This is a genomic window from Niallia taxi (assembly GCF_004005475.1).
In the GTDB taxonomy this organism is placed as follows: Bacteria; Bacillota; Bacilli; order Bacillales; family Cytobacillaceae; genus Niallia; species Niallia taxi.
The window spans coordinates 77545-90372 of the sequence record NZ_RZTZ01000013.1; the positions used below are offsets into that span (position 1 = coordinate 77545).

Sequence of the window (12828 nt, forward strand, 5' to 3'; positions counted from 1 at the left end):
GATGAGATCCTATTTAAAAGGGAGTATACGAATGTTAACAAGAATAATGGTCGTAGATGATGACCCATATATAAGAGAATTATTAGAGGTATTTCTAAGCAAGGAGGGCTGGGAAGTTATCAGTGCTTCTGATGGCAAGGAAGCTTTAACCCTCCTTGATACAGAAAAGGTTGATTTAGTGATTTTGGATATTATGATGCCAAATATGGATGGCTGGTCTGTTTGCAAGGAAATTCGCAAATATTATCCAGAGGAATTACCAATTCTTATGCTGACAGCAAAAGGAGAAACAGCTCAAAAAGTGAAGGGCTTTGAGTTAGGTACAGATGATTACTTAGTGAAGCCCTTTGATCCGCCTGAGCTGACTGCAAGGGTTAAAACACTATTAAAACGTTATAAAATCGTCGCCTCCCAAAAATTGCAAATTGGCGAAGTTATCCTTAATCGTAAAACCTTTGAGGTTTGGATGGACAATAAATCCTGCACACTGCCTTTAAAGGAATTTGAGCTTCTTTTTAAGCTGGCATCACAGCCTGGCAAAACGTATTCGCGTGATGAGCTGATTGAGGACATTTGGGGCTTTGATTATGAGGGTGATGAAAGAACAGTTGATGTTCATATTAAAAGATTAAGAGCAAGATTTCTAGAGGATAAACATCAATTCAAGATTAGCACGATACGTGGATTAGGTTATCGTCTGGAGTTACTATGAAGAAGCTTTGGAAAGCATTACTACATATTGGTGGTTTCGCTTTAATCTTCGTGATTATTATTCTCGCCTCCTTATTAGTCTTTTCCTTCACGTCCTGGCTATTTACTCATTATAGCTGGTCGATATCTCCTGTGTGGAAACAAGTAATTAATACGTTGCTTGTTATTTTATCCGTCATGCTCGGAATTACTTGCATTAGCCGTATTAAGGGAGTTCAAAACAGACAGCGCAAGTTTTTCTCTCCCATGATTTATGCATTTGAACAGATGGCACAAGGGAATTTTAATATAGATTTGTCTTTTTACGGTCAACAAGTACAACGAAATCATCCCTATCATGGCATAATAGAGAGCATGCAGCATATGGCAACAGAATTAGGAGAAATGGAACAAATGCGTCAGGAATTCATTTCAAATGTTTCCCATGAAATTCAGTCACCGCTTACCTCTATTATCGGCTTTGCTGAAGCATTAAATAATGAAGATTTAACAAAAAAGGAAAAAAATCATTATTTGCAAATTATAAAAACAGAAAGCTTGCGGCTCTCTAAATTAAGTGAAAATCTCTTAAAGCTAACATCATTAGAATCAGAAAAAACGCCGTTTGAGCCTAAACAATATCGTCTTGACCGCCAGATTCGGCGGGTAATCCTTGCATGTGAACCACAATGGACAGCAAAATGCATTGATACACAAATTGAATTAGAAAATATCTCGATTCATGCGGATGAGGATTTATTAGAGCAGGTATGGATAAATCTTATTCATAACAGTATTAAATTCACCCCTGAAAATGGGGAAATAATTGTAACGCTGCTTAAGGAGAATGACAGTGCGATTGTAACGATTAAAGACACTGGTATCGGTATGACAGAAGCTGTTCAAGCGAGAATTTTCGAACGCTTCTATAAGGCAGACATATCACGAAACAGACAAAATGGCGGCAGCGGATTAGGATTATCCATCACCAAAAAAATCCTCGAAATGCATAAAGGGAAAATAACAGTCAAAAGTGAAATAAATAAGGGAACTGATTTCACAATCAAGCTTCCCTTACAATAAGCATATATTAAAAAAGGCACTTGACTAACTGTCAAGCGCCTTTGCTTTATGCCGTTTTTTCTCTTTCTTTCAGTGATTTTCTTGATGAATACAGGCGCACACCCGTTAGTATGGCCCCAATAAAGCACAGAATGCTTGAGCCAATAAAGACGACATGCATACCTGCTAGGAAAATATCCGGTCTGTCTGGTATTAATGCTGTCACACGATAACCTGCCTGGATGCTCATTACAGAAAATAACGTGCTCGTCGCCACTGAAATACCAACGACCATTCCTAAATTTCTGACGAGAGAATTAATGCTTCCGGCAATTCCAAGCTGTTTTCGGTCAACAGTCGACATCACTAATGAATTATTAGGAGATTGGAACAAGCCTGTGCTTATCCCAAGTAGCACGATTAAACATGATAACGTAAGGATTGTGCTGCCTTCATGTAGAAATGTTAAGCCGATTTGTGCCACAATCATTAGGATTAATCCAACAAAGGTAATGATCTGTCCGCCAATTTTATCGGAAAGCGCCCCACTAATCGGTGCGATAATTGCCATAGCAATCGGAAACAGCATGAGGATATAGCCTGCATGAAGCGGCGATAATCCTAAAATATCCTGAGTATAAAATGGCGCCAGAATGTTGAAGCAAAAATTGGCGACAAACACTAAAAACCCACATAAAATACTAATCGAGAATAGGGAATTTTTAAAAAGTGAAAATGAGAGCATTGGATTTTCTGCCTTCCGTTCTACAAGTATGAAGAAGACAAATAGAATAACCCCTAACACAGCTGACATCAGAATATAAATATTAGAATAGCCGTATTGCTGTCCTAACAATAGACTTGAAAACAAAAACAATACTGCCAAGGCAAACAGGATACTTCCTGAAACATCGATTTTCACTTTTGTTACTGTTGCATCCTTCGGCAGCAACTTCCAGGCAATTATGATGGCAATAATACCAATCGGCACGTTCAGCCAGAATATGTATTCCCAGCCAAGGCTTGAAAGAATAATACCGCCTAGACTAGGTCCTGCAATACTTCCTAATGAAACAAATGTGCCAATTAATCCAAGCGCTTTCCCTCTTTCCTTTGGAGGAAAAACTTCTGTGACAATTCCTTGGTTGTTCGCCATCGTCATAGCAGCACCGATTGCCTGTACAACACGAGAAAGAATTAAAAGCATAAGAGAATCACTAAATCCGCACAGAAACGAACCTATGATGAAAATAATCGAACCAAGCTTGAAGATTTTAATTTTGCCAAAAATATCGCCTAGCTTTCCAAAGAACAATATCGCTGTACATATCATCATTAAATAACTGCTGACAATCCATTGAGATTGTGCGAGCGGCAATACAAGCTCTTTTGAAACAGTAGGAAGAGCAACATTGACAATACTGCCGTCTAATGTCGACATAAACGTAAATAAGTTTAAAATAATTAAAATAGTCCAGCGTTTTTCATGGCCATTAATGCCATGCTGACCATTATTCAATACAATCACCTCTATCCATTAGTTGCGCACGCAACAAATTTATTGTAATGTAATCCATAAATAGAAGCAACATTAAAAACATTTAAGTGAGTTGAACAAATGTGAAGGAAGCCCCTTTAGGCAGATTGATTTCTGTCATCCATAGACAAAATCAAAAATTTTTATTAAAGGCGTTCAAAAATTATAACATCGGCAATGGTGGACAATATGCATTTTTAAAATCGATTATCCAAAGTCCTGGAATCAATCAGGATGAGCTGACATCTAAATTAAAATTTGATAAAGCAACAACCGCCCGTTCTGTCAGCCAGCTTGAAAAGGCAGGATATATACGGAAAGAAACCTCTGAAAACGATCGCAGAGCTAACGAGCTGTTTCCAACAGAAAAAGCGATTCAAGTATATCCCCATATTCAATTTGTTTTAGATGAATTAAACAAAGAGCTTACGAAAAATCTGACAGACGATGAAAGAAAACAATTAATTTCGTTATTAAAAAAGATTGATAACGGATTATAAGTGTACCTATTCCCCAGCTCCATTATTGGTTGGGGATTTTTTTATATATTCATCCTTATTATGGTGCAAGAATGACAGCTTATGCAGGGTTTAATTGAATACTCTTACTTGTTATATTGCCTCTCTTCATTCACGATCGCATGTTTGTCCTATCTATCATCGGGTAGAATATTAAAGATAAAATTGGCTAAAATATCATGTCATGAAATTTATTAAAACCGAGGTGTAATAATGGAACGCTTTGTAGATCTGAATAAGAGTTTTATTGATGGTGTGTGGACGGAAGGGAAAACAGGCAGAACTTTTGAAGACAAAAATCCTTATGACCAGTCAACGATAACTGTTTTCAGTATTGCGACTGTCGATCAGCTTCATGGAGCCTTTTCATCCGCCAAAGCGGCACAAAAGGAATGGGCGAAAACAACGCCTACAGAAAGGCTTGCTATATTGAAAAAGGCAAGTGAATTTTTAAAGAACAACAGAGAGGAAATTGTCGACATTATTTCACAGGAAACAGGCGGCAGTATTATTAAAGCAAATGTGGAGCTTGACCTGACACTTGCTTATTTGGATGCTTCCTTCGAGCTTGTTGATAAAATTGACCAAAGCCGTGATATGCCAGAAATGGATGGAAAGAAAAACTATGTGTATCGCCTGCCGCTAGGTGTTATTACATCCATCTCTCCATTTAACTTCCCAATGAACTTATCTATGCGAACAATTGCCCCTGCGTTAGCACTAGGCAATGCTGTTGTTCATAAACCGGATTTGCAAACAGGGCTTGCTGGGGGTTCCATAATTGCGAGAGCATTTGAGGTTGCAGGACTTCCAAAAGGTGTGCTCCAAGTAATTCAATCAGACCTGCAGGAGCTTGGCGATGAAATGCTGACAAGCAAAGACTCTGGTCTTATTAGCTTTACTGGTTCTACACCTGTCGGCAAGCATATCGGCGAATTAGCAGGCAAAATGCTGAAGCGAGTCGCACTCGAACTTGGCGGCAATAACCCATTCATCGTTTTGGCAGACGCAGATGTGGATCGAGCGGTTGATGCAGCCATCTTCGGGAAATTCATCCATCAAGGGCAAATTTGCATGATTATTAATCGGCTGATTATCCATAAGGATGTATATGATGAATTTGTCGAAAAGTTCATCGCCAGGGTTAAGAGTGTACCATACGGAGATCCAAAAGATGCGAAAACAATCATTGGTCCTCTTATTAATGAAAAACAAGCAGATAAAGCCATGTCCTTCATTGAGGAAGCAAAAGCAGAAGGCTGTAAATTGGCCCTTGAAGGCAAAAGGATTGGAAATTTATTAACACCATTTGTGTTTGTCGATGTAGATAATCGAAGTAAGCTGGCACAAACGGAATTATTTGCACCTATCTCGACAATTATTAAAGCAGATTCAGATGAGCATGCAATTGAACTAGCAAACGACACAGAATATGGCTTAAGCTCCGCTATCTTCACAAATGATCTTGATAAAGGCCGAAAGCTTGGATTAACAGTTGAAAGCGGCATGACACATATTAATGACCAAACAGTAAATGATAGTCCAACCGTTCCCTTTGGCGGGACAAAAGCAAGTGGAATGGGCCGATTTGGCAATGAATGGATTGTCGAAGAATTTACGATTACGAAATGGATATCCGTCCAAACGAACTTCCGCAAGTACCCATTTTAATTTTATTAGGAGGAAATTCAAATGACAGTTAAATTGGCAATCGTCTATTACAGTTCAACAGGCACTAATTATCAGCTTGCACAGTGGGCTGTAGAAGGAGCAAAAGAAAGCGGCGCAGATGTTACCATTTATCGTGTGGAAGAAACAGTACCACAAAGCGTCATTGAAGGAAATCCAGCATGGAAAGCACATGTGGAGGAAACGAAAGATATTCCTGTTATCACACCAGATGATATTGTTAACGCCGATGCAATCATTTTTAGTACACCCACTCGCTTTGGAAATGTGGCGGCCCAGATGAAGCAGTTTTTAGATACTACAGGTGGAATATGGTTTAATGGAAAAACAGTTAATAAAGTAGTAAGTGCAATGACATCTGCTCAAAATCCACACGGCGGCCAAGAAGCAACGATTTTAAGCTTATATACAACCATGTACCATTGGGGTGCTATTGTTGTTACACCAGGATATACCGATCAATCCCTTTATGCTGCTGGCGGCAATCCATATGGGACAAGCGTGTCAGTTGACCAAAACAATGAAATTGTCGGCGATAAAGAAGTCTACAAAAAAGCCGTTCAGCATCAGGCAAAACGAGTTGTAACTGTTGCCGATTGGGTGAAAAAAGGCAATCAATAAACTAAAAGGGGCATTCTTAAAATCGAATGCTCCTTTTATTATTTTCCATATGCCTCAAATTCAGCTAAACTTCGATGAAACACATTTACATCAATGAATTTTTCCTCGCCGTTATATCCCTCGAGTCTTTCTTTATCTGTGTATTGCCAAAAGATCCAATTTCGCCTGTCTGGAAGCGAAGGATCTGTGAATACATCGCGAATCCATATGTCACTTTCACTAAAACCATTTTTTATGTATAAATCATACGCCTTTTGTGTTGTGTATATAATGGTTCTTTTTCCATAATGCTTATGGAGCATGTCAATCATTGTTTTTAGTTCTTTTTCTACGTCGCTTCGCACAGGAAGATTTTTTTCTTTATTGCCATAAAATTCGACATCAATAACAGGCGGAAGGGCATTTACTTCTTTAGGGACCGTGCTTATGAAATTTTCTGCTTGGGTTTTGCCGCTGCTGTCATAGCTAAAAAAGTGGTACGCCCCAATCCGCAGCGTTGTTTTATGTGCTTCATCCCAATTGTATGCGAACCTCTCATCAACAAAAGAGCTCCCTTCTGTCGCTTTCAAAAAAGCAAACTTCATATTTTGATCCTCGATTTTCGACCAGTTGATTTCTCCTTGGTATGCAGATACATCAATTCCTTTTACAGCATAATCATCTGCACGAAAGGCATTTGGTATCCAGGTTCCTTGTCTCCACAAAAAGAAAAGCGTGAACGCACAAGCTAAAATTATTCCTAATAGCCATAAAATCCATGTTATATACGTGTTTCTTTTATTAGTTCCTCCCATGTTTTAACCCGCTGAAATTAAAAATCTCAGTTTGCCTTTTTAAGTAATATATTTTCATCAGCTTCCTCTCTTTCTTTCATTTAAGTATATACATTTCACACTTCATGATGGTTTAAACCAAACGTAAGCATTTTTAAATAGGAGCCCTAACGCTTAATTTTGCATAAGATAATATAGGAGCTTCATTCAATCCTTTAACCTCTGCTTTTTGCTAAGTCTTTCTTTATTTTTGATTCGATAAATAGATGGGGAATCCTTCTTCATCTATTATTACGTTGTGTTTTTATTTTAAGCTTTACCTGAAGGAGGAGCTATAATCAGATTTGGTCAAAAGGTTATCTATAAAAGCAAAATTCATTTGTTCTTCTTCGACCATGGAAACGGACTTGCCGAAATACAAAATCCCCTGACAAAATCTATTATCCTCGCAAAATATGAAGACTTGATTATCAGATTGAAATAATTCGATGTGCTAAAACAGCAATAATTAAGATATTGTATCAGGCAAGTTCCAAATAAAAAAAGAGCCTGAATGGAAGCTCTTTTGTATGTATAGATTAATATGCATATTGGTATAACCCATAATATAACGGGCCAACAAACACAATGAAAAATATAATTGTCACAGTGAGTGGAACTTCTTCCTCCGGATCCTCTCCGTAATAGTCGTTCAAAAAAATCCCATAGATAATTTCCCATGCCAATCCGCCAACAAACACTAGTTTCCAAATAATTGGCGTCCAAATTTGTGTGTCTGTTACAAACCCAAACAAACCTATCCATGTTATAACAGAAACAGCAAAGTCAATTTTTGATAGAGTTGTTTTGTACTTCCCTTTTATCAAAAAACCTAATGCTGCTGTACCAAGTAAACCTATGTATATAGTCCAAAAAATTGTTGCTAACATGCTGTTCCTCTTTCTCTAAAAAATAAACAATATTGATTGAATATTGATAATATCATATTTATATAGGAAGCAAAAGAATCGGCTATTAAAAAAACTAAAAAAACAAAACAAAAAAGCTGACATTTAATGTTCAGCTTTTTATTGTATCGTTCGTCTTGCTAGTGCTAGAATGTCTATTCCTCTTCCTTCACACCAATCCTTAACCTTCCCTCCTAAAACAATTGGACAATTTTGCAAGTCATGAATGGATTTTACACCAAGCAGCAGAAAGATCGTCTGTAAATGCTGTTTCCACTCTTCTAATTCCTCTATCAGGCCTTCTGTTCCAAATTCATGAAGAATCTTTAAGAATGGACCGGCAATCCCTGCTGCATTTGCGCCTAATGACAAGCATTTTGCAGCGTCAAGAGGATTGCGAATGCCACCCGAAGCCATAAATGTCAGACCCTCTGAAACTGACTTTGCCTCTAAAAGCGAAATAACCGTAGAATGGCCCCAATCCTTTAAATAAGAAAAGTCTTTTTTGCTTCTGCGTTCATTTTCAATATGAACGAAATTGGTACCGCCTCTTCCGCCGACATCTATATAATGAATTCCAATACCTTTTAATTGCTCGATTGTTTCCAGACTCATTCCAAATCCTGTTTCCTTCACAATCAGCGGTACAGATAGTTTTGAAACTAGCTTTTCCAGCTTTGAGAGCATTCCGCTGAAATCTCTTTCACCTTCTGGCATAACTAGCTCCTGCGGTACATTAAGATGAACCTGTAATGCATCTGCCTCAAGCATGTCAATTGCTTTTCGAGCAAATTCTAGCGGTACATCTGCACCTACATTCGCAAAAATTAGACCGTTAGGATTGATTGCACGAACAATCTTATAAGAATTAGCAAGCTCGGCATTTCTTATGCCTGCATGCTGTGACCCAACTGCCATTGGTATACCTGCCACCTTTGCCGCTTCAGCAAGAGCAGCATTAATTGCTTCCGATTTAGTGCTGCCGCCTGTCATCGCATTAATATATAATGGAAACTCCATCGCTAGAGGACCAATGCTTGTACTCAAATCAATATCCTGTAGGGCCGCTTCAGGTAATGACCGGTGAATAAAGGTCAACTCATCAAAGTCGGAGGTCAATGCGTGTTCTGATTGCAGTGCTAATTCAATATGCTCTTCTTTTCGTTTTTGTCTTTTATTCTCATTCATATAAAATCCTCATATCTTTTCTAACTGAATTTCAGTATACTACTGTTAATTTTTCCTAAATCATAAAACATATGCCTTCTTTTCGTTGCTATAAGGCTACTATATGTACGTATCCTTAACGATAAATAAAAACAATCGTAAAGACCCACCATTTCTTATTTTACGGTATATTAGGTGTAATAGCATTTTTTAAGAAAGGTGGCAGTCATTTTCATGATTTATGGTGAACAAATATATATCAGATCCTTTAAGGTAATTGATGCAGCAGCGCTGCTCCAATTTCAAAACAACAATAAAGAATTCTTTGAAAAATATGCAATGGAGCGAGCGTCAGACTATTATACGATAAACAAACAAATAGAACTGATTAATGGCTGGAGCAATGCTTGGAAGGATGATACTCACTATCAGTTTGGTATTTTTTCAAAAGAAACCGAGCAGCTTGTCGGGACACTTAGTTTATTTCAGGTGCTTAGAGGCTCACTGCAGAGTGCCTTTATTGGCTACTTTATAGATTTGTCCCATAATGGCAGAGGTTATGGTACAGAGGCAGTCAAGCTTGCTGTCGATTACGCCTTTCATAGCCTCCATCTTCACCGCATCGAAGCAGGCGTAATGCCTCATAATATTGGGTCGATTAAAGTATTAGAGAAATCAGGCTTTCATAAAGAAGGGATAGCCCGGAAAAATGTCAAAATCCATGGTAAATGGGAGGATCATCAAGTCCTTGCCATACTTAATCCACATGATTTATAGAAAAAAGAAGCAGACATGGAGGCATGTCTGCTTTATTTCTTGAACACTATAGGAAGATTCGTACGTACTATCTGAATGCCGTATTTATCTTCTGTTTCTGTTATATCGATATCATCAGCATAATGCATGCCGTATATTGCTTGAAGCTCTATTTTGCCTGTATAGTAGGCAATGACATCCTCTATGTATGAATGAACAGGTGTCTTTATAAATGATATATCATGAAAGAGAGCCTTCGTGTTTTCATCCATATGTGTATCAAATGCAGCCTCTTCATGCTTGCCAATATCGCTCGTATAAATAATATTGATATTTTCTTGTGTATCATATAGCTTTAACCCCATTGACAGCATATTCTTTGCATGCAAATTATCTGTTGGCAAAAGCTCGACCTCATAATGACTTCCTAAACGAAAGCGATCTTTCACATAATGAACATGAAAATAATCGCTCAAGCTTAATCCATCTGTACATAAACCACTTGATAAAGTGTTGTTCAATCCTTCAGAAAGCTCTTCCCTTATCCAAAGATGCGGTTTATATTGATGCAGATACATACAGCGTTGGGCAAATTCCTCTAAGCCCCCAACATGGTCTGCATGCAAATGGGTAATAATGATATCTGTTATGTCTGGATAATTAAAACCAGCAGCAGGAAGGCTGGAGCGCAAAGTTGTCCCTGCATCGACTAGTAGCTTTCTGTCCCCGAGCTCCATAATATAATTATTATGATAATACTTTGTGAAGGCACCGCCTGTACCTAACGGATTCACTTTAATCATCTGTCTTCCCTCCATCTATTTTCGTTTATTTTCTTTTAGTGTAGCTTAATGTTGGTAATTAGCAAAGTATATGTATTTTTCTTCATAAAAAAAGAACCCTCCATATACACAGCGAATATTTACTGTATATATAGAAGGATTCTATCTATTGTTCACTATCTTCTTCCAAATTCATAGCCACCCACGCAGACTCATCTGCAAAATAGCGTGACCAGCTTGCAATGCCTGCCAAATCATACTCTTCTACAAGCTTGGCACGCTTGGATAAGGATAATTCATCCTCAAGCCAAATTCTATAGGTTGATTTTGATTTAGAATCATAGTACTCACCATAGTTTTGGCCGCTTTCTTCATCATATGTTGGTTTCACCTTATATTTATCAAGCCATTCCTGTACTTTTTCCATCGAGAGGCTTTCAGATGATATGTCACCATTTTCTTTTTCCTCCCAAAGCCTTGCATATAGTGGCACACCTAAAACAAGCTTTTCATTTGGCACTTGCTTAAGCAATGTTTTTAGGTTTTCTTCCACCCATGGCAAGCTTGCAACACTGCCGGCTGTTGGTGATGTTGCCCAATGCTCATCATATGCCATAACAACTAAATAGTCGACAATCTCTGAAAGATGGTCTCTTTCAAAGAAGGCAGAATAGTTTCCACCGGCAATGAAGGTGATGTCCATAGATACTGTTAAGCCTGCTTCATGGAAGTAAGGCGTTGCTTCTCTTACGAACTGAGTAACATATTCGCCGTCTTCTTCATTCACATTTTCAATATCAATATTGATACCGTCAAGATTGTACATTTCACTGTACACGAGAAGCTGCCTGATTACTTTTTGTCTCGTCTCGAAGTTTTTAAAAACATCATGCGTCTTTTCTGGGTCAAAGTCATTGGAGAACAGTCCCCATACTTGATAGCCCTGTTTATGAGCCCATTTTACATATTCCGCAGAGCCAAGATTGCTGACATTTCCTTTGTTGCCAGACAGCTTAAACCATGTCGGTGAAACTACATTAACCCCATCCATCTTAGGTATGTCTGCAGTGTCTGGATTCTTAGAGTAAACAGCTTCCCATGTTAGATTAACTGGACCGTCTATTTTTTTTAGGGCAGGTGTTTTTTCTTCTACATTCGCTTTAACAGTTATCGTATCTCCTGTTGTAACAAGGTCTTTTTTAATATAACCGGCAACACCATTGTTCTTGCGGACAAAATAATAGTCGCCCTCTTCCTTCTCGATGGTGACAGCTTCTTTTTGCTCGATTTCACCAGTATAAGCAGAAAAAAGCGTTGGTTCTGTACGCAGTCTCGCAAAATCATCTCGCACTTGCTTGGAGCTGAAAGTTGCTGCCGTTTTTTCCGTGCCGTCCTTTTCCAATAAAACCGCATTTGTGTCATCACTTAGTTGTGTAAACTGATAAGGATAAAACTCGATTAACGGTTCGACTGCCACATAAACCTCGCCATTCTCATCCTTTATCGGGGAAAATTGCAGATCCACTGTTTCATCATTTACAAAATAGGAAACAGATTCTGATGGAAACTGAATCACTTTATCCTTTGTTGTCGCAATTACCGAATTGCTTTGTGAATCATAAGTGATGCTTTCATCTATATTTTTCTGCCAGAAGCTTAATGGCAAGTATACTGTCCCATTGACCGTTATTGCATTACCAGCCTGTTTACCATCCAATATAATCGGGTTCTCCCCTTTAAAGTAATCCACAGTCTTAGAGCTTGCAAATGGATAGAATATAAAGAAGACGCTTGTCACTACCAATAGAACAGCAAATGCTAGTCCGAGCAAAGCTTTATACTTGTTTGGCCTTTTTGGCGCTTGAAAAGTTATTTCTGCCATTACCTTCCTCCTGTGATGCATGTCAAATGATGCTTATTATTTCTATTTTACTAGAATGATATTTTTATTCTAACATGAATAAAGAACAGACAAAAGAAAGAGCCTTTTCCAATTGTTTATAAGTACTATTCTGAAAGTTTAACAAGCAGGCTGTTAATCAACAGCTCTGTGTCTGTTTGAATCAGCAAGGATTTTTTACCGAAAAGTCTGCTAAAACATAAATAAATATATCATCATCACTGCTGATAACCAATTCAATACTATCAATAACAACAGCAGTTGAAGCGAAGTCCACAGAAGATCTTCTCTTCTTTTATAAGCTAAGCATACGAGATTGTTACGATCTTCACAATAACCGAAATAGCATATTTTGTGAAAATTATAGGAATATACACGAAAAAGGA

12 protein-coding genes are annotated in these 12828 nt (G+C 38.0%); 6 read left to right on the forward strand and 6 right to left on the reverse strand.

The window, feature by feature from the left end:
* Positions 1 to 31 precede the first annotated feature (31 nt).
* A complete protein-coding gene (locus EM808_RS22560) occupies positions 32 to 712 on the forward strand; it encodes a response regulator transcription factor (RefSeq protein ID WP_127741026.1) in 681 nt (226 codons plus the stop codon).
* Positions 709 to 1773, forward strand: a complete 1065-nt coding sequence (locus tag EM808_RS22565; protein WP_205685891.1) for a sensor histidine kinase — start codon at positions 709 to 711, stop codon at positions 1771 to 1773. The genes EM808_RS22560 and EM808_RS22565 overlap by 4 nt, the downstream gene beginning before the upstream one ends.
* 46 nt (positions 1774 to 1819) lie before the next feature.
* Here EM808_RS22565 and EM808_RS22570 read toward each other — a convergent pair whose 3' ends face one another.
* On the reverse strand, positions 1820 to 3271 hold the full coding sequence (locus tag EM808_RS22570) for an MFS transporter (RefSeq protein ID WP_235856691.1): 1452 nt from the start codon (positions 3269 to 3271) through the stop codon (positions 1820 to 1822).
* 101 nt (positions 3272 to 3372) lie between these two features.
* Here EM808_RS22570 and EM808_RS22575 point away from each other — a divergent pair, with 101 nt between their 5' ends.
* From EM808_RS22575 to wrbA, 3 genes are all read left to right on the forward strand, one after another.
* The gene (locus EM808_RS22575; RefSeq protein ID WP_127741028.1) at positions 3373 to 3789 is read left to right on the forward strand and encodes a MarR family winged helix-turn-helix transcriptional regulator; all 417 of its coding nucleotides are present in this window, start codon (positions 3373 to 3375) and stop codon (positions 3787 to 3789) included.
* 231 nt (positions 3790 to 4020) lie between these two features.
* A complete protein-coding gene (locus tag EM808_RS22580) occupies positions 4021 to 5478 on the forward strand; it encodes an aldehyde dehydrogenase family protein (protein ID WP_127741030.1) in 1458 nt (485 codons plus the stop codon).
* Between the two features lie 21 nt (positions 5479 to 5499).
* Positions 5500 to 6117 carry an NAD(P)H:quinone oxidoreductase gene (wrbA, locus tag EM808_RS22585; protein ID WP_127741033.1) on the forward strand — a complete coding sequence of 206 codons (618 nt, stop codon included), beginning with the start codon at positions 5500 to 5502 and terminating at the stop codon, positions 6115 to 6117.
* Between the two features lie 38 nt (positions 6118 to 6155).
* On the opposite strand, the gene EM808_RS22590 is transcribed toward wrbA, so the two are convergent.
* The 3 genes from EM808_RS22590 to fni form a co-directional block, all read right to left on the reverse strand.
* The gene (locus EM808_RS22590; protein WP_127741035.1) at positions 6156 to 6911 is read right to left on the reverse strand and encodes a glycoside hydrolase family 25 protein; all 756 of its coding nucleotides are present in this window, start codon (positions 6909 to 6911) and stop codon (positions 6156 to 6158) included.
* A gap of 557 nt (positions 6912 to 7468) precedes the next feature.
* Positions 7469 to 7819, reverse strand: coding sequence for a hypothetical protein (locus EM808_RS22595; RefSeq protein WP_127741037.1), 351 nt, complete (start codon positions 7817 to 7819; stop codon positions 7469 to 7471).
* Positions 7820 to 7957: 138 nt separating this feature from the next.
* Positions 7958 to 9025, reverse strand: coding sequence for a type 2 isopentenyl-diphosphate Delta-isomerase (gene fni, locus EM808_RS22600; RefSeq protein WP_127741039.1), 1068 nt, complete (start codon positions 9023 to 9025; stop codon positions 7958 to 7960).
* Positions 9026 to 9238: 213 nt separating this feature from the next.
* On the opposite strand from fni, the gene EM808_RS22605 reads away from it, so the two are divergent.
* Entirely contained in the window at positions 9239 to 9781 is a 543-nt protein-coding gene (locus EM808_RS22605) for a GNAT family N-acetyltransferase (RefSeq protein ID WP_127741041.1), read from the forward strand.
* Positions 9782 to 9813: 32 nt separating this feature from the next.
* On the opposite strand, the gene EM808_RS22610 is transcribed toward EM808_RS22605, so the two are convergent.
* Entirely contained in the window at positions 9814 to 10563 is a 750-nt protein-coding gene (locus EM808_RS22610) for an MBL fold metallo-hydrolase (RefSeq protein WP_164849749.1), read from the reverse strand.
* Between the two features lie 145 nt (positions 10564 to 10708).
* Complete coding sequence (locus tag EM808_RS22615) at positions 10709 to 12424, reverse strand: glycosyl hydrolase family 18 protein (protein ID WP_127741045.1); 1716 nt, start codon at positions 12422 to 12424, stop codon at positions 10709 to 10711.
* Between the last annotated feature and the right edge of the window lie 404 nt (positions 12425 to 12828).

What these genes read in the sequence shown, in the direction of transcription:
- EM808_RS22580 (WP_127741030.1), top strand. Translation starts at nt 4,021, where the DNA reads ATGGAACGCTTTGTAGATCTGAATAAGAGTTTTATTGATGGTGTGTGG.
- EM808_RS22595 (WP_127741037.1), bottom strand. Translation starts at nt 7,819, where the DNA reads ATGTTAGCAACAATTTTTTGGACTATATACATAGGTTTACTTGGTACA.
- wrbA (WP_127741033.1), top strand. Translation starts at nt 5,500, where the DNA reads ATGACAGTTAAATTGGCAATCGTCTATTACAGTTCAACAGGCACTAAT.
- EM808_RS22565 (WP_205685891.1), top strand. Translation starts at nt 709, where the DNA reads ATGAAGAAGCTTTGGAAAGCATTACTACATATTGGTGGTTTCGCTTTA.
- EM808_RS22615 (WP_127741045.1), bottom strand. Translation starts at nt 12,424, where the DNA reads ATGGCAGAAATAACTTTTCAAGCGCCAAAAAGGCCAAACAAGTATAAA.
- EM808_RS22590 (WP_127741035.1), bottom strand. Translation starts at nt 6,911, where the DNA reads ATGGGAGGAACTAATAAAAGAAACACGTATATAACATGGATTTTATGG.
- EM808_RS22605 (WP_127741041.1), top strand. Translation starts at nt 9,239, where the DNA reads ATGATTTATGGTGAACAAATATATATCAGATCCTTTAAGGTAATTGAT.
- EM808_RS22610 (WP_164849749.1), bottom strand. Translation starts at nt 10,563, where the DNA reads ATGATTAAAGTGAATCCGTTAGGTACAGGCGGTGCCTTCACAAAGTAT.
- fni (WP_127741039.1), bottom strand. Translation starts at nt 9,025, where the DNA reads ATGAATGAGAATAAAAGACAAAAACGAAAAGAAGAGCATATTGAATTA.
- EM808_RS22560 (WP_127741026.1), top strand. Translation starts at nt 32, where the DNA reads ATGTTAACAAGAATAATGGTCGTAGATGATGACCCATATATAAGAGAA.